This is a genomic window from Kitasatospora sp. GAS1066B (assembly GCF_041262605.1).
Lineage (GTDB): Bacteria > Actinomycetota > Actinomycetes > Streptomycetales > Streptomycetaceae > Kitasatospora.
Genome location: NZ_JBGCCO010000012.1, coordinates 134,165 through 150,889 on the forward strand (window position 1 = coordinate 134,165; position 16,725 = coordinate 150,889).

Here is a 16,725-nt window from a genome sequence, read left to right on the forward strand (position 1 = left end):
AGGCCCTAGGGTGTCGATGGAGCGGAACGGTGCGGATCCGGGTGCGCGGGAGGCGGGCAGCGGTGGACGGGGCAGCGGTGGACGGGGTGGCGGCGCAGAGTGCGGGCAGCACGGACTTCACACCCGAGCAGCTGGCCCGAGGACGGGCGTTGCGGCGGCGGCAGGTGCCGTGGGCGCTGAGCGGGCGGCTGGCGGGACTGCTGGTGACGCTGCTGCTCGGCCTCACCCCGGCCGGTGCCCACCTGGTGCACTGGGCCGGCGGTCTGCTCGGCGGCTCGCGAACGGCCCAGGTACTGGGCGGGGCGCTGGCGCTGGTGCTGATCGGACAGCTGGTCGGTCTGCCGTTCACCGCCCGGGTGCGGGTGATCCGCGCCGACTACGGCCTGGTCACCCAGGGCTGGGCGGGCTGGGCGGTGGACCTGCTGCGCGGCCTGGCGCTGACCCTGGTCGTCACGCTGCCCGCCGCCCTCGGTGTCTACGCGCTCACCGCCTGGTCGACCCGCTGGTGGTGGGCGCCGGCGGCGGGAGCGACGGCACTGCTCACCGTCGTCTTCTCGTTCCTCTTCCCGCTGCTGGTCGAGCCGGTCTTCAACCGGTTCACCGCGCTGCCGGACGGTGAGTTGCGCACCGCGCTGCTCGCACTCGCCGAGCGCGACGGGGTGCGGGTGCGGGACGTCCTGGTCGCCGACGCCTCGCGCCGCACCACAGCGCTCAACGCGTACGTGTCCGGCTTCGGCGCGACCCGGCGGATCGTCGCGTACGACACCCTGCTCAGCAGCGCCGAGCAGCGCGAGGTGGAGCTGGTGGTGGCGCACGAGCTGGGGCATGTCGTCCACCGCGACGTGTCGCGCGGCACGGTGCTGGGCGCCCTGGGGGCGGCGGTGGCCGTGGCGCTGCTCGGCCTGCTGGGCGCGCTGCGACCACTGCAGGCGGCGGCCGGCGTGCCGAACCTGGCCGACCCGCGCTCGCTGCCGCTGCTGGTGGCGCTCGCGGCCGTGCTGGGCGCGCTGGGCGGACCGGCGCAGGCCGCGGTGAGCCGCCGGATCGAGGCCGCCGCCGACCGGCATGCGCTCGAACTCACCGGCGACCCGGAGCAGTTCATCGCCATGCAGCGCCGCCTCGCGCTCGTCAACGTCGCGGACGTGGACCCGCCGAGGGCGCTGGAGCTGCTCTTCGCCACCCACCCCAGCACCGCACGCCGGATCGCGGCGGCCCGCCGCTGGGCGGCCGCCGGCACCGCACAGGAGGCAGGCCGATGACCCACCAGCCCTACCAGACCTGGGAGTTCGCGGATGCCGTCGAACTGACGGCAACTGACGGATCGTCGGTCCTGCCGCTCGGGGAGTTGCCTGGCGCGGCGAGCATGGCGCGGTTCGAGCTGGCGCCCGGCGCGGTGTCGCGGGCGGTCTCGCACGCCACCGTGCAGGAGCTGTGGCATGTGGTGTCCGGCTCCGGACAGTTGTGGCGCCGGCAGAACGGCCGCGAGGAGGTGACGCCGCTGCGGACGGGCACCACCGTGAGCATTCCGCTCGGCACGGCCTTCCAGTTCCGCGCCGATGCGGGCGCCGCGCTCCACATCGTCGCCGCCACCGTGCCGGCCTGGCCCGGTACCGAAACCGAGGCGCGGATCGAGCCGGGGGCGTGGCAGGCTGAGGGCGTGTGACAGGGGTGGCGGGAGTGGCACGAGTGCGGCGAGACGAGGGGGCGGACGTGGACAAGGGCCTGGACCGGGACGGGCTGTTCGTCCGCGAGGGTGCGCTGAGCAAGGTGTCGGCGGCCTTCGCCGAGGTGGTCACGGGTGCGCGGGCGGGCATCGCCGCGGCCTTCGGGCCGGAACTGCTGCACAGTGCCTACCTCTACGGCAGCATCCCGCGCGGGACCGCGGTGGCGGGGCGGTCCGACCTCGATCTGCTGCTGGCGCTGCGTCGGCAGCCCACGCCCGCCGACCGGGCCGCCGCCGACGCGCTGCAGGCGGAGCTGGACCGGCGGTTCGCGCAGATCAACGGTGCGGGCATCCTGCTGTTCGGCACCGAGACCCTGCTCAGCGAGCTGGAGCGGTACGACCTGGGCTGGTTCGTCGCCTGCCTGTGCACACCGCTGCTCGGCCCCGACCTGGCCGAGCACCTGCCGCGCTACCGGCCCGACACGCTGCTCGCCCGGGAGACCAACGGCGACCTGGCGCTCCTGCTCCCCCGCTGGCGGGCCCGCGCGGCCGCCGCCACGACGGACGCCGAGCGCCGCACCCTGAGCCGGGGCGCGGGCCGCCACCTGGTCCGTACCGGGTTCACCCTGGTGATGCCGCGCTGGCAGGGCTGGACGAGCGATCTCGCCGAGTCCGCCGAGGTGTTCGCGCGGTACTACCCGGAGCGAGGTGACCAGATGCGGGCCGCCGCGGCCGCCGCCCGGACCGGGAGTGCGGATCCGGGAGTGCTGACGCTGCTCTTCGAGGAGCTCGGTCCGTGGCTGGCCGCCGAGTACACGGCCAGCCACGGGGTGAAGGCGCCGCGGCCGTAGGGAGTTGGCCGTACGGGAGTTGGCCGTACGGAAGTTGGCCCCGTCTCCGCCGTCAGCCGAAGTAGCTGTGGAAGTTGTTGGAGAACTCGTTGCCGTTGTACTGGTCCCAGTTGATCGACCAGGTCATCAAGCCGCGCAAGGTCGGTTGCGGACCGCTGCGCGGCACGTAGCCACCGCAGTTGGTGCCCTCGGTCAGGCAGTCCAGCGCCTGGTCCGCCGCGCTCGGCGGGACGTAGCCGTTGCCCGCGTAGCTGTTGGCCGGCATGCCGATCGCCACCTGGGAGGGGGACAGTGGCGGGAACATGTTGTTGGTGTTGCCGGCGACCGGGAAGCCGGCGAGCAGCATGTCGGTCATCGCGATGTGGAAGTCGGCGCCGCCCATCGAGTGGTACTGGTTGTCCAGACCCATGATGGAGCCGGAGTTGTAGTCCTGGACGGTCAGCAGGGTGAGGTCGTTGCGCAGCGCGTAGATCAGCGGCAGGAAGGCTCCGGCTCGCGGGTCCTGGGCGTTGTTGGGGCCGGGACCGTAGAACTGGTAGCCGAGTTGGACGAAGAACGTCTCCGGCGCCATGGTCAGCACGAACTTCGATCCGTACTTGGCCTTGAGCGTCTGCAGGGCGGAGATCGTGTTGACGATGACCGGGGTGGTCGGGTTCTTGAAGTCGGTGTCGCCCTGGTTGAGCGCGAGCGACTGGTTCTCGAAGTCGACGTCCAGGCCGTCCAGGCCCCACTGGTCGATGATCGCGGAGACCGAGCTGACGAACTCGTCCCGGGCTGCGGTGGTGGTGAGTTGGACCTCGCCGTTGGCACCGCCGATGGAGAGCAGCACCTTCTTGCCCGCGGCCTGCTTGGCGGCGATGGCGGCCTTGAAGGCGGCGTCGGACTCCTCGCCCGGGCAGTCGGTGATCGAGCAGCGGTTGAACTGGATGTCGCCGGAGGTCACCGAGGTGGGTTCACCGAAGGCGAGGTCGATGACGTCCCACGAGGCGGGGACGTCGGACATCTTCAGGTAGCCGGCACCGTTGGCGAAGCTGGCGTGCAGATAGCCGACCAGGGCGTGGGTGGGGAGGCCGCCGCCCGGCGGGGTGGGCGTCGGGGTCGGGGTCGGGGTCGGCGTCGGAGTGGGAGTCGGTGTGGGAGTCGGTGTGGGGGTAGGCGTCGGTGACGGGCTGGGACCGCCCGGGCCGCTGAGTGAGACGTCGTCCGCGTAGTACGTCCCCTGCCCGTACCACCCGTGCAGGTAGACCGTCGCGCTGGTCTGGCTCGCGCCCGTGGTGAAGCCGACCGAGAGCTGCTGGTACGCCCCGCCGGTGCTCGGCGTCCAGGTGCTGGCACCGCCGTCCACGCCCAGGTAGACGTAGGCGCCGTTGACGTAGGCGCTGAGCGTGTAGCTGGTGTTCGGCGCGACCGCGACCGTCTGCGCGCACTGCGCGTCGTCGGCGGCGGTGGCCGCCCCGGCGAGGGCGTAACCACCGCTGTGCGCATGGCCGGTGACGACGCTGCCGGTGCTTCCGTCGCAGCTCCAGGGGGCCAACGCGCCGCTCTCGAAGCCGCCGTTGACCAGGAACTCGCCGGCCGAGGCGGTGGGGGCCAGGCCGAAGGTGAGGCCGGCCGCGCCGGCCGCCGCGAGCGCCCAGGCGGTGGTCATCGCGGCGAGGCTGCGAGGTCTGCGGCTGCGGGGCGTGAGGCTGCCGGGTCTGAGGCTGCTTGGTCTGAGGCTGCTTGGTCTGGGGCTGCGGGATCCGGGCTGGACTTGGGGGCGCGGCTGACCCGCGTTACGGAGACTGCGCATGTGGGGGAAGGCTCCTGCTGTCTCGACTGTCGGACGGTTCGGGGCAGCACGGGGAGCGACCCCGCAGGCACACCCCTGTGGTCCAGACCACTGAACCGGTCTGGACCAGTCCGTGTCAATGGTCGAGCGACAGGCGAGACCGCGCCGCGACCGGACGTCCGCTCAGCGGTTCCGGGGCTGCGGTGCAGTGATACTGACGGACCGTCAGTCGGTCTTGGTCCGCTCGTAGTGACGGGAGGCCTTGGCACGGTTTCCGCAGGTCGCCATCGAGTGCCAGCGCCGGGTGCCGTTCTTCGAGGTGTCGTAGAAGTACAGGACGCAGTTGGGGTGCGCGCAGGAGCGGATCCGGTCGGGCGCCTCGGCGAGCAGGCGCAGCAGGTCCTCGGCGGCACTCCAGGCCGGCAGCCAGGCCGGGCCGTCGGTCTCGGGGTGCGCGTGCGGGCCGTCCGCCCGCAGGGTGCGGCGGACCGAGCCGTGCGCCAGCACCTCGTTGAGCGCGGCACGCGCCTCGGGCGAACGGTCGCCGTCGACCAGGCGGGCGATGGCGGCGCGGGTGAGCACCAAGGCGTCCAGGGTGACCTGGTCGGCCGGGGCCCGGTCGGCGAACCCGTTCAGGGTCAGCCAGAGCGCCAGCCCGTCGAGCGAGTCCAGCAGATCGCGCGGGCTGCCGCCGTTGTTCCACCGGGTGTTCAGCAGGTCCAGCGAGAGGGGTTCGCCCGGCATCGGGCGGGGGTCGGTCGGCTGCGCTTCCTCGGCCATCGGCCCTCCTTCGTGCAACTGGCGGTGATTCTAACCGGCATTCGAGCCAGAACCGGTTGACGGTCGACTTTCCTAACCCACATACTCGATAACAACGGTTAGCCCGGACATCATCCGGGCCGCACGACGGAGGTCCTCCATGGCACAGCCCGCACAGCTCGCCGCGCACACGTCCTTGCAGACCGGTCACGTCGGCTTGAACGTCACCGATCTCGACCGCTCGCGCGCCTTCTACCAGCGCATCCTCGGGTTCGAGCTGCTCGGCGAGGGCACCGAGCCGGAGCACCGCCACGCGTTCCTCGGCCGGGACGGCCGCACCATGCTCACCCTCTGGCAGCAGAGCAAGGGCGCCTTCGCCACCGCCGCGCCCGGCCTGCACCACCTCTCCTTCCGGGTCGAGAACGTGGCCGAGGTGCGCGAGATCGAACAAGTGCTGCGCGAGCTGGGCGCCGAGTTCGCATACGAGGGCGTGGTCCCGCACGGCGAGGGGGCCGACTCGGGCGGCATCTTCTTCACCGACCCGGACGGGATCCGGCTGGAGATCTTCACCCCGCACGGCGCCCACTCGCCCGACGGCAGCGCGCCGGCCGGCTCCGCGCCGACCTGCGGCTTCTTCTAGGCGATCGCCATGACCGCACAGCACGTCCCCGCGACACCCGACGCACTCCCGCCAGACATCCCGGCACACGTCGTGGCAGACGTGCCGGTAGACGTGCCGGCAGACGTCCCCGGCGAGTTGGCGGTCCGCCGCCGGGCCGGGTTCGACCGGCCCGGCTACACGGGCCCCAGCCGGAGCCGGCGGATCCCGCCCATCGCCGCCCAGTTCCTCACCGAGCAGCCGATGGTGGTGGTCGGCGCCGCCGACCAGCACGAGCGGCTCTGGGCGAGCCTGCTGACCGGCCCGCCCGGGTTCGCCCGGGCCCAGCCGACCGGCGACGCCGAGCAGGCGGATGCGGTGACCATCTCCGCGCGGCCAATGGACGGCGATCCGCTGGCCGAGGCGCTGAGCCGGCCGGCCGAGGTCGGCATGATCGCCCTCCAACCGGCCGTCCGGCGCCGGATGCGGATGAACGGCCATGCGTCGCCCGGCGGTTCGGGCATCCAGGTGACCCTCGACGAAGTCTTCGCCAACTGCCCCAAGTACATCCAGGGCCGCGAACCCTGGCTCGAGCCGGGCAGCGTCCCCGGAGTTCCGTCGCACCATGCCCAGTTGACGATGCGTCAGCAGCAGCTGATCCAGCGGGCGGACACCTTCTTCATCACCACCGCCAACCGGCGCGGCGAGGTCGACGCCTCACACCGGGGCGGCAATCCTGGCTTCGTCCAACTCCTCGATCCCCGGCGGCTCCGGTGGCCGGACTACCAGGGAAACGCGATGTTCTGCACCCTCGGCAACCTCGCCGAGAACCCCTCCGCCGGACTCCTCTTCATCGACTGGGCGACCGGCGACACACTCCAGCTGACCGGCACCGCCCACACCGACTGGGACGAGCGGCATGCCGCCGAAGTCCCCGGCGCGCAGCGGCTGGTGGAGTTCACGGTCACCGAGGTGGTGGCCACCGCGCAGGCCAGCGGGCTGCGTTGGACCCGGGCGGAGTACTCCAAGTTCAACCCCGAGGTCCTGCCCCGGACCGCTTGACGCGCCGACGGGTCCAGCTCGGTGCGGACGGCGAGCGCACGATTATGATCGCGTCGATCCGTCACCTCGACGAATTCGTCAAGCAGGACGGGGCGTGGTTCTTGGCCGAGCGCCGTCTGGTGGTCGGCCGGACCGGGACCCGTCCCTGCACGCCCTGAACACGCGGGGCCGCCGCACCGACCGTAGGAGCGTTGCCGGATGACGGACGAAGTCGCCCCCGCCGCAGCCGGCGAGCCGACGCTCTGGCGACGGCTGCGGCGGCAGTTGTGGCAGCCGCCGCGTGCCCACGGGGACCAGCCGAGCGAGCGCATCGTCGGCCCGCTGGAGCTCTTCTACGACCTGGTCGTGGTCGTCCTGGTCGCGCAGGCCGCCCATCACCTGGCCGGCAAGCTCAGCTGGCGGGGCCTGGGTGAGTACGCGGCGGTGTTCGGGCTCGTCTGGATCGCCTGGGTCAACGGAAGCCTGCACCACGAGCTGCACGGCCGCGAGGACGCCCGGGCCCGCAGCACCTTCCTGCTCCAGATCCTGGTCCTCGTCCCCCTGGGGGCCTTCATCCCCGAGGCGGGCGGCCCACGCGGAGCGGCCTTCGCCGTCACGGCCGGGAGCCTGTTCGCGGTCCTGGCCATGCTGTGGCTGCTCGCCTCGCGCGGTGATCGGCCCGAATACCGCCGTTCCAGCCGGCTCTTCATCACCGGAACCGTCTGCTGCGCCGTCATCCTCGGCACGAGCGCGCTGTTCCCCGCCGACGCCCGGGTCTGGACGTGGGGGCTGCTGGACCTCGCCTACCTGGCCGGCCTCGCCGTCGTGATCCTGCGAGCCGCGCCGGGCGCGGCAGCCACGCTCACCGTCACCGACGCCCTGATCGAGCGGTTCGGGCTGCTCATCATCATCGTGCTGGGCGAGACCGTCACCGGTGTGGTGAGCGGGCTCGCGGCCGAGCCGGTCAGCGCGCTCACCATCGCGGTCGCGCTGATCGCCGTCGTGGTCGGCTTCGGCGCATGGTGGACCTACTTCGACTTCGCCGGCCACCGTGAACCGCGTCGGACCCCGGCGGCCACCGCGCAGTGGATGCTGGCCCACCTGCCGCTCACCGCCGCGGTGGCCGCCATGGGCGCCGCGATGGTCAGCCTCGTCGAACACGCCCACGCCGCCCGCACCGATGAAGCCACGGCATGGGTGCTCTGCTCCGCCACCGCAGTCGTACTCCTCAGCACGATGCTCGTGGCCGCCAGTCTGGAAGCCTGGCACAGCAAACGCGAGCTGTACCGCCCGCTCTCCCGCATCTGTGCAGCGGTGGCCCTCGCCTGTCTCGTGCTGGGCGCGGCTCGCCCCGCACCGCTCGCGCTCGGTCTGGTCCTTGTCCTGCTTTTCAGCGCCCCCTGGGGATTCGCCGTCTCCCACCGGCTTCGCCGACCCGGCGCGAACCCCGAGCAGCCGGGCGGTTAGGCAACGGTCGGCCACCGCGCCGGTCCCCGGCCCTGCTCAGGCCACCGCCTGCCACCTCGCCCCCGACCACCACATGGCGCGCAGGGCTGGCCGGCCCGCGGCCGGACAGCCCTGCGATGGGATCGTCAGCAGCCCTTGAGCGCCGGCGTGTTGACGGCCGAGCTGTGGCGGGTGATGCGCGGCCGGTTGTGTCAGGTGTCACCGGCCAGGGTTTGGCTCAGCCTTTGGCGACTGCCGTGGCCCAGTCGAGGTTCACGCCCATCTGGGCGTACATGTCGGTGTATCCGACGTAGCAGTCGAACTTCTGGACCTTGCCGTTGTGCAGGTACCAGAAGTCGGCGGTCGGTGCGTCGATCTTCGCGCCGTTGGGCTTGAGGGTGCCGGCCGGTGTCTGCAGCGGTCCCTCGAAGGTGCCCTGGATGGACAGTTCGAGGCTGATGACGTCGCCGTTGACGGTGATGCTCTTGAGGTCGCGGTGGACGTCGGGGAAGATGGCGGCCATGCCGGTGAGCACGTCGCCGAGCGCCTTGCCCTGGTAGGTCTTGCCGGCGACCTCGTCGTTGAAGACGCCGTCGTCGGTGAAGCTGTTGATGAACGCGTTGACGTCCAGGCTGTGGCCCTCCGCCACGTGGTAGGCGTTCAGGACGACCGCGAGGTTGGCTATCTCGTGCGCGGTCAGGTGGCGGTTGGTGAGCGGCAGCGCCGACAGTTCGCGAGGGCTCAGGGCCGCGTGGGTCTGCGAGTTGCTGACGGCGTTGACCCGCGCGCTGGCGGCGATGGGGCTTGCGGCCTGTGATGGCGCGGCGGCGATGGCGAGACCGCTGAGGCTCGCGACCGCAGCCGTGGTGATGATCGTCTTCCATCCGAGCGACTTCATGTCGTGCTCCTTCAGGTTGGTTCTCGAGGATCTGAGGGTCCGTCGAGACGGTTGTGTGTCGCGTGCGGCGCTCTCAAATCAAGCGCTTGTTTGAAGGTAGGAGTGGCGGCGCCAAGCTGTCAAGCGAATGATTGATTTATGTGTTGCGGAGCGCGCGCCCCGGAATGCGCGCGCCTGGTAGGTGGGTTGACGGGTGATCAGCGAGCTGCCGAGCGGGCGAGTGCCGGTTCGGCCCTCGGCTCCTTGACAGCAAAATCAATCAACTGTTTGACTACTGCCCATGGCGACAGAGCGCACAGACCAACGCCGCGAGGCCGGCCAACGGACACGGGACGGCCTGCTGGCCGCCGCGGTGGAGTTGCTCGCGCAACGCGGCCAGGACGGTGTGACCCTCCGCGAGATCACAGACCACGCCGGCGCCAACGTCTCCGCGGTGAGCTACCACTTCGGGTCGCTGAAGACACTGTGCGATTCGGCGATCGAGCACGCGCTGGAGCGGTACCTGGACGAGCAGATCAACGCGGTCGCTTCGCTCGACACCACGTCGAGCATCGAGGAGCTGGCCGCGGCGTTCACCAGGCCGATGATGCGCGCACTGGCGGCCGGCGGACAGGACCTGGCGGTCATCCGGACGGTGGCACGAGTCGGGATCGACCCTCCCGAGGGCTGGGATCGACTGGCCGCGAAGTTCCAGCAGTCCCGGCGGGACATCATCCGCAAGCTCTCGGCCAACCTCCCCGGAGTCGGCGAGCAGGAGCTGGACTTCCGCATCCGCTGCGCGGCCGGCCTGCTGAACTGGCTCGCACTGGCGCCCATCGGCACCGAACTGGCCACCAAGCCCCCCGAGCAGATCGAACGGTGGCTGGTCCCCGTGCTGGCCGGGGCATTCCGCGGCTCCCCGAACACCAGCTGACCCAGGCCGACAGTTGCCAGCACGCCGCCGGCCTCATCCGGCACATCGTGCGGGCCTTGGCGACCGACAGTGCACTCCTGCTCTCGGCCGGCCCGCCGGACGGGCGGCCGGACGGGCGGCCGCCGGACCCGGGGCCGCTGTTCGCTCGGCCGGCTGTGATCAAGTCGGGGGTTGTCCCGGGGTAGGGCGGGTCTGGAGACTTGGTCCTGTGGACGAAGCGACCGCGACACCCGTAGTGCCCGCCGCCCTGGTCTTCGCCGGCCAGGTGCTCGACGCCGACTCGTTCCGCAGCTGGGACGAGCCGCCGCGGTACACCGACGACGGGGCCTCGTACGCCGACGACCTCGCGCGGGCGCGAGCCCGCAGCGGGGCGGACGAGGCGGCGCTCACCGGGGAGGGGCGGATCGGCGGGCACCGGGTGGCGGTGCTGCTCAGCGAGTTCACCTTCCTGGCCGGCTCGATCGGCACCGCGACCGCCGCCCGGTTGCTGCGCGCGGTGGAGCGGGCGACGGCGGAGCGACTGCCGCTGATCGCGTTCCCGGCCTCCGGCGGCACCCGGATGCAGGAGGGGACCCCGGCGTTCGTCCGGATGATCGCCATCGCCAACGCCGTCGCCGCGCACAAGGCCGCCGGGCTGCCGTACCTGGTCCACTTGCGCCACCCCACCACCGGTGGCGTGCTCGCCTCCTGGGGCTCGCTCGGCCAGCTGACCACCGCCGAACCCGGGGCGCTGGTGGGCTTCCTGGGCCCGCGCGTGTACCAGGCGCTGTACGGTGCACCGTTCCCGGAGGGGGTGCAGCGCGCCGAGCACCTGGAGCGGTTCGGCACGGTGGACGCGGTGCTGACGGTGGGTCAGCTGCGCGGGTGGTTGACGGCGGCCCTCGATCTGCTGGACGAACCCGTGAGTTCGCCGAACGAACCGATGGGTTCGATGAGCGAACCGATCAGTTCGGTGAATGAACCGATCAGTTCGGTGAGCGAGCCGGCGGGTTCAGCCACGGTCCCCGTCTGGGAATCCGTCGGTCGGACCCGGGAGCCGGGGCGCCCCGGGCTGGCCGAGTTGCTGGGCGAGGCCGACACCCTGGTCCCGCTCTCCGGCACCGGAGCCGGCGAACGCGACGACGCGCTGCGGCTGGCGCTCGCCCGGTTCGGCGACCGCCGCTGCGTGGTGGTCGGCCATGATCGGGCGGCGGCAGCCGTGCACGGCCCGGTCGGCCCCGGCGCCCTGCGCACCGCCCGGCGCGGCATGCGGCTCGCCGCCGAACTGCGCCTGCCGCTGCTCACCGTGATCGACACCCACGGCGCGCTGCTCAGCCAGTCCGCCGAGGAGGGCGCGCTGGCCGGGGAGATCGCCCGTTGCGTGGCCGAACTGAGCACGCTGCCCGTCCCCGTGGTCAGCCTGCTGCTCGGCGAGGGCGCGGGCGGCGCCGCGCTCGCCCTGCTGCCCGCCGACCGGGCGATCGCCACCGAACACGCCTGGCTCTCCCCCCTCCCCCCGGAGGGCGCCTCGGTGATCCTGCACCGCACCCCCGAGCACGCCCCGCAACTCGCCGAACAGCAGCGGATCGGGGCAACGGAGCTGGCCAGGGAAGGCGTGATCGACCGCATCCTGCCGGAGCCGCCCTCCGCTGCTGCGGAGCCGGCCGAGTTCATCCGACGCACCGTCAGCGCCGTCCGCGAGGAACTGGCGCACGCGGCGACGCTCACCCCGCCCACCCCGCGCCTGGCCAGGTTCCGCGGCCTGGCGCAGTAACCGCGAGCAGCCGCAGTAGCCGCGGAACCCGAGCAGCCCGGGACCTCTCGTACGGATCAGCGCGCGACGTCCCCCGGCCCCGCCAGCACCGACCAGGCGGCGGCCACCTCGCGGCGGACTTCGGCCAGGGCACCGGCCGGTGTCACGTCATGGGCACGCGGCGCGAGTTCGGCGCCGCCCGCACGGATCGCGACGGCCAGCGCACGCAGGTCGGCGGTCGTGCCCGCCAGCTCGGCGGGCGCCGGTGAGCCGGCACCCTGGGCGGTCTGCACGGCGGCCGCGGTGCCCGCGTCGATCACCCGTTCCACCGCCACCAGCAGCGGCCACCAGGCGGCGGCCCGGGCGCCCGTCGGCGGCGGTTCGCCCAGGGCACGCTGGAACTCGGTGCGCAGACCGCCCAGATCGCGGTAGAGCCGACGTCGCAGCCGATGCCGCGCACCCGCCGAGCCCACCGAGCCCACCGAACCCGGCGACGGCCCGGGCGCGTCACCGTCGCCGCCCACCCCCGCGAACGCGCACTCGAGGTACCGGGCGACGTCGTCCACCGAGTCCGCGAGCCGGGCGCCGACCCGGGAGTGCCAGCTCTCCGGCCAGAGCGCATACCCCGCGACCAACACGATCGCGCAGCCGAGCAGGCTGTCCACCAGTCGCGGCACCAGCAGGTGCACCCCTTGGTGGTTCAACAGGTCGGAGAGGATCAGGATCAGCGGCGTGATCACCATCGTCTGCAGCCCGTAGCTGCGTCGCGAGACCACCGGCAGCGCCGCCGCCAGCACGGCCACCACCGGCACCTCCCAGGCCCCGCGCGGCACCACCTCCAGCACGGCGGTGGCCAGCACCAGCCCCACCGCGGTCCCCAGCGCGCGCAGCACCGCGCGGGTGAAGACCGAGCCGAAGTCGGGCTTGAGGACGAAGGTCACGGTCAACGGCACCCAGTAGGAGCGCGGCACCGTGACGGTGGAGACCAGCGCCTGGGCCAGCCCGAGGCAGAGCGCCAGCCGCAGGCCGTAGCGCCAGGAGGTGGCCGACAGCAGCACCTCCCGCGCACGGGCCGGCACTCGCGCCCGCAGCGGGGTCGGCCGCAGCCCGGCGGACGGCACCGGCGACCGGCGCGCGTCCGCCAGCACCTCCCGCGCGTGCAGGACGGCGGCGGCCGCGGCCCGTTCGACCGGGGTGTCCGGCTCGGTGTCTGAGGAGGACTCAGCAGCTGACGGAGCGTCAACGGCGAGGGTGCGCAGCGTTCCCCCCACCGCCACCGCCGCCGCGATCCGCCGCACCTCGACCGCCAACCGCCTGCCCAGCGGGCCACCCGCCGCGTGCACGGCGGGGGCCGCCTCGACCAGCGGCGTCAGCGCCCCCAGCAGCGCCATCAGACGGGACATCCCCCGGCTGCGCCCCGGGACCAGAGCGCGGCGGCTGAGCAGCAGGTCGTAGGCGTTGTCGAGAGCTCCGGTCAGCCGGGTCCGCGCCTCGCTCCAGTCCTCCCCGCCGGCGGCGTCCAGCAGGTCGGCGGTCGCGTGGTAGGCGTCGGCGACCGCCGCCCGTTCGGGGATTCCGGAGCGGACCGGCCAGGCGAGCAGCGCCATCACCAGGATCAGCGCGGCGCCGAGCAGGATGAGCGCCGGACCGTGCCACCAGGGCGGCGGGAACGGCAGGCCGGCGCCGATCACCGCCATCAGCAGCACGTTGAGCCCGACGGCGGAGGAGACCGCGCCGATCGTACTGATCATCCCGGCCACCAGCGCGAGCCCGGTGAGGGCGGCGACGGCGACCCAACCGTGCCCGTACACCTGCTCGCCGAGCGCCAGCCCGGCGGCGGCGAAGAGCTGTGGAACGGCGATGTTGAACACCCGCAGCCGGTAAGCGTCGGCGGTGTCCCCGAGCACGGCACCGAGCGCCCCCATCGCGACCAGCGCGCCGTCTGCACTCTGCCCGACGGCGAACCCGACGGCCACCGGCAACCCCATCCCGACGGCCGCGCGCACGGCCGCCGCCTTGGGCACGGCGGTCGGCTGCGGACGCAGCGTGCGGACCAGCCAGGGCGGCGGGGTCAACCGGCCGGCGGCAGAGTCGTTCTCAGTCGTCCTCACCTGATGATCCTCGCCCGTCGCTCACTTCCCTGCCGGAAGGCACGAGCGCTCACCGCGCGCACCCGCCACCGCACCCGGGCCACCGCGTTCGGCGGATAGCTGCGGTAGCCATTGGACGAGAGCTCGCAGCCGATCACATCCCCAGGCGGTGGTTCAGTGGCCGAGGGCGGTCTGGACGAGCTTGATGACGACCAGGATCATCGCGATCAGCAGGTACGTGCGCAGCGCGCCCATGCCGATCTTGCGGCCGGTGGACATCACCGGGCGGGTGAGGGTCGCCAGTGGGGGCATCCGCCAGTTGTCGCGTCCGGTGCGGTCGATGGGGTCCTCGGCGGTGGCCGTGCGCTTGCGCGTGAAGGCGAAGCCGGCGGCCAGCACCCCCAGCACGCCGCAGCCGGCCATGATGCCCAGGATCGCCCCCGAGGAGATGTTCGGGAACAGCACCGAGGCGGTCAGGATCACCGACAGCGTCACCAGCACCCCCACCACCGCGGAGGTGAACGCATTCACCTTCGGCCCGTTCGACCACGGCCCCAGCACCTGCTTGTCGTTGCACAGCAGCAGCAGGAAGACGGAGGCCGACGGCAGCAGCACCCCGGCCAGCACCTGCACACCCTGCGTCAACAACCCCAGCGTGTGGTCACTGGCGACCAGCACGATCGCCGCCGCCACGCAGACCAGCGCCGCGTAGACGGCGTAGAAGCCCTTGGCGCCGGCGACCCCGCGGTGCAGCGAGTGCTTCATGCCGAAGACGTCACCGATCGCGTAGGCGGTGGAGAGCGAGACGGCGAACGCGCCGATGATCGAGGCGTCCAGCAGCGCGATCGCGAAGAGCGCGCCGACCAGCTTGCCGCTGTGGTCCGCCAGGCCCCTGGCCACCGCGCCCGCGTCCGAGAACTGCCCCACCCCGTCGGTGCCGGCGAACGCGGCGGCGGTGAAACCCATCATCGCGGCCGCGCCGACGACGACGATCACGATGCCGATCCACAGGTCGGCCTTCTCGTACTTCATGAACCGCGGCGTGATCCGCTTGTCGATCACGTACGACTGCTGGAAGAACAGCTGCCACGGCGCGACGGTGGTGCCCACGATGGAGATGATCAGCAGCATCACGGTCGCCAACTGGCCCGTGCCGCCCGGCATGTTCGGCACCACGAAGTCGTGCGCCATCTGCGAGGTCCTCGGGTGGACCATGAAGTAGATCGGCACCAGCAGCAGCGAACCCGCGCACAGCGCCACCGCGATCCGCTCGAAACGGCGGAACGAGCCGGTGAAGGCCGAGGCGATGATGATCGCGGCGGCCAGCACCACCGAGGCGACCTTCGGCAGGCCCAGGTAGCCGGCCGCCAGCGTCACCCCGATGAACTCCGTCACCAGCGTCAACCCGTTGAGCAGGAACAGGTCGATCACACTGAACGCGCCCCAGAACTTCCCGAACCGCTCCAGGATCAACCGGGCGTGCCCCACCCCGGTCACCGCACCCAGGCGCAACACCATCTCCTGGTTGACGTACAGCACCGGAACCAGCAGCAACAGCGTCCACAGCAGATGCGTGCCGTAGTTCTGCCCGGCCTGCCCGTACGTGGAGAACGCGCCGGCGTCGTTGTCGCCGACCATCACGATCAGGCCCGGGCCCACGATCGCCAGCAGCGTCTTCAGCTTCGCGGACAGGCCCTTGCGCTCGGCCGTGTCATCCAGCCGGATCGTGCCCAGCGCACCCTTGATGTCACCCAGGTGCGCGTCATCCAGCACCGCGGCACGCGCGGCGGGAACCTTCGAGTCGAGAGTCGCGTTGGTGGTCATGATGAACCTCCCTCAGCCCCCACGGATTCAGGGGGAGTTCGGAGGCACGCGGCAGCAGACCTCGGAGCAGGTGGAGCGTGCGCAGGCGCGAGTGAGCCTTGCCGAGGTGGTTACCGCGAGCCGAAGAAGTACGAGGACAAGCGGGAGTAGGGGCAACTATGGCCCGGACTACTGCAATCCATGAGTCTGTCTCTCGCCTCCCCCCGGCCGGTGCGCGCGACGGATCCGCTACGCATGACGACACGGCAAGGAGCTCGCCGTCCCCGAGGGCCGGCTCACCCCAACTCGTCAGAGCTTTGGCACTTCACGGCGTGATCCGACTCGGCTGAGCCGGAAGCCACTTGGGATCAACCCTTAGGTCGGGAAGATCTGTCCTGATCCGGAGCGTCTCTCGACGGTTGGGATCAGTGGCCTGTGTCCGTGAAGACGCCTCACCGAACGAGGTGCCTTCTTCATTGAACGCTCACCAGCATAGACCCGTGGTTGCACCGAGCGGCAAGCGATTACCAAACTTTGACTGATGAACAGATTGTTCACAAGTAACCGTTGACAACGGGCTGCAGTGTGGTGAGGGTGATGGCATGTCATCAGCCAACAGCCCAAACGACCCGACCGATTCAGTCGATCCGTTCGCGGTGCCCGATCCCGACCAGGCGCGGGTGCAGCGCGAGTACGCCTCGCTCTTCCGGATAGCCGAGCGGCATGCCGCCACCGATGAGCAGCGCCGACGCCAGGTGCACCCGATGGTCCTGGCGCCGCACGAGGCGATCCGCCTGGTCACCTTCCTGCTGAGCGGCGCCGCGCTGCCCGAGGAGGGCGAGCCGGAGGTGGACCGCAGCGACATCCTGGCCGCGCTCAGTCTGGTGCCACGAGCCCGGGCCGAGATGGACGACCTGGAAGCCGGACTGCTCGGAATGGCGCGTGGGCGCGGACTCACCTGGCAGGAGGTGGCGTTCGGCCTGGGCCTCGGCACTCCGCAGGCGGCCCGGCAGCGGTACGAGCGGCTGGCCGGCCGGTCGGCGGCTGCTGCGGATGCCGGTGCCGGTGCTGCGGATGCTGGTGCTGCGGACACGGCTGCTGCGGACGCGGCCGCTGCGTCAGGTCGGTGAAGCGGCGGCGGTCTGTCCGCTCTCGGCGAT

General features: G+C 71.8%; 14 protein-coding genes and 1 riboswitch. Of the genes, 9 read left to right on the plus strand and 5 right to left on the minus strand.

Translation table 11 applies throughout. The features are described from left to right. Positions 1–62 precede the first annotated feature (62 nt). Genes ABH937_RS15960 through ABH937_RS15970 form a run of 3 tightly spaced genes read left to right on the plus strand, consistent with a single transcriptional unit; the run spans position 63 to position 2,514 of the window. Positions 63–1,259, plus strand: coding sequence for a M48 family metallopeptidase (locus ABH937_RS15960; RefSeq protein ID WP_370218558.1), 1,197 nt, complete (start codon positions 63–65; stop codon positions 1,257–1,259). Continuing rightward, positions 1,256–1,663: a cupin domain-containing protein gene (locus ABH937_RS15965; protein ID WP_370218559.1), complete on the plus strand. Its 408-nt coding sequence runs from the start codon at positions 1,256–1,258 to the stop codon at positions 1,661–1,663. The genes ABH937_RS15960 and ABH937_RS15965 overlap by 4 nt, the downstream gene beginning before the upstream one ends. 23 nt (positions 1,664–1,686) lie before the next feature. Beyond that, positions 1,687–2,514, plus strand: coding sequence for a nucleotidyltransferase (locus ABH937_RS15970; RefSeq protein WP_370218561.1), 828 nt, complete (start codon positions 1,687–1,689; stop codon positions 2,512–2,514). A gap of 52 nt (positions 2,515–2,566) precedes the next feature. On the opposite strand, the gene ABH937_RS15975 is transcribed toward ABH937_RS15970, so the two are convergent. Both ABH937_RS15975 and ABH937_RS15980 read right to left on the minus strand, forming a co-directional pair. Next, positions 2,567–4,162 (minus strand): chitinase, encoded by a 1,596-nt coding sequence (locus ABH937_RS15975; protein WP_370218563.1) that lies wholly within the window; start codon positions 4,160–4,162, stop codon positions 2,567–2,569. Positions 4,163–4,510: 348 nt separating this feature from the next. Then, positions 4,511–5,065 (minus strand): CGNR zinc finger domain-containing protein, encoded by a 555-nt coding sequence (locus tag ABH937_RS15980; RefSeq protein WP_370218564.1) that lies wholly within the window; start codon positions 5,063–5,065, stop codon positions 4,511–4,513. Between the two features lie 139 nt (positions 5,066–5,204). Between ABH937_RS15980 and ABH937_RS15985 the strand changes: the two genes are divergently transcribed. The 3 genes from ABH937_RS15985 (at position 5,205) to ABH937_RS15995 (ending at position 8,150) form a co-directional block, all read left to right on the plus strand. Continuing rightward, positions 5,205–5,684: a VOC family protein gene (locus ABH937_RS15985; protein ID WP_280690031.1), complete on the plus strand. Its 480-nt coding sequence runs from the start codon at positions 5,205–5,207 to the stop codon at positions 5,682–5,684. Between the two features lie 9 nt (positions 5,685–5,693). Then, positions 5,694–6,704 carry a pyridoxamine 5'-phosphate oxidase family protein gene (locus tag ABH937_RS15990; RefSeq protein WP_370218566.1) on the plus strand — a complete coding sequence of 337 codons (1,011 nt, stop codon included), beginning with the start codon at positions 5,694–5,696 and terminating at the stop codon, positions 6,702–6,704. Positions 6,705–6,902: 198 nt separating this feature from the next. Continuing rightward, positions 6,903–8,150 (plus strand): low temperature requirement protein A, encoded by a 1,248-nt coding sequence (locus ABH937_RS15995; RefSeq protein ID WP_370218568.1) that lies wholly within the window; start codon positions 6,903–6,905, stop codon positions 8,148–8,150. 217 nt (positions 8,151–8,367) lie between these two features. Here ABH937_RS15995 and ABH937_RS16000 read toward each other — a convergent pair whose 3' ends face one another. Beyond that, on the minus strand, positions 8,368–9,027 hold the full coding sequence (locus ABH937_RS16000; protein ID WP_370218569.1) for a nuclear transport factor 2 family protein: 660 nt from the start codon (positions 9,025–9,027) through the stop codon (positions 8,368–8,370). Positions 9,028–9,307: 280 nt separating this feature from the next. On the opposite strand from ABH937_RS16000, the gene ABH937_RS16005 reads away from it, so the two are divergent. Then, on the plus strand, positions 9,308–9,940 hold the full coding sequence (locus tag ABH937_RS16005) for a TetR/AcrR family transcriptional regulator (protein WP_280690035.1): 633 nt from the start codon (positions 9,308–9,310) through the stop codon (positions 9,938–9,940). Positions 9,941–10,148: 208 nt separating this feature from the next. Next, the gene (locus ABH937_RS16010; protein WP_280690036.1) at positions 10,149–11,693 is read left to right on the plus strand and encodes a carboxyl transferase domain-containing protein; all 1,545 of its coding nucleotides are present in this window, start codon (positions 10,149–10,151) and stop codon (positions 11,691–11,693) included. Positions 11,694–11,749: 56 nt separating this feature from the next. On the opposite strand, the gene ABH937_RS16015 is transcribed toward ABH937_RS16010, so the two are convergent. Continuing rightward, positions 11,750–13,783, minus strand: a complete 2,034-nt coding sequence (locus tag ABH937_RS16015) for an FUSC family protein (RefSeq protein WP_370218570.1) — start codon at positions 13,781–13,783, stop codon at positions 11,750–11,752. A 153-nt stretch (positions 13,784–13,936) separates the two neighbouring features. Beyond that, positions 13,937–15,586 carry an NRAMP family divalent metal transporter gene (locus ABH937_RS16020; protein WP_370218571.1) on the minus strand — a complete coding sequence of 550 codons (1,650 nt, stop codon included), beginning with the start codon at positions 15,584–15,586 and terminating at the stop codon, positions 13,937–13,939. A gap of 272 nt (positions 15,587–15,858) precedes the next feature. Further along, positions 15,859–16,036: riboswitch (M-box (ykoK) riboswitch) on the minus strand. A gap of 131 nt (positions 16,037–16,167) precedes the next feature. Between ABH937_RS16020 and ABH937_RS16025 the strand changes: the two genes are divergently transcribed. Then, positions 16,168–16,695, plus strand: a complete 528-nt coding sequence (locus ABH937_RS16025) for a DNA-binding protein (RefSeq protein WP_370218572.1) — start codon at positions 16,168–16,170, stop codon at positions 16,693–16,695. Positions 16,696–16,725: the final 30 nt, after the last annotated feature.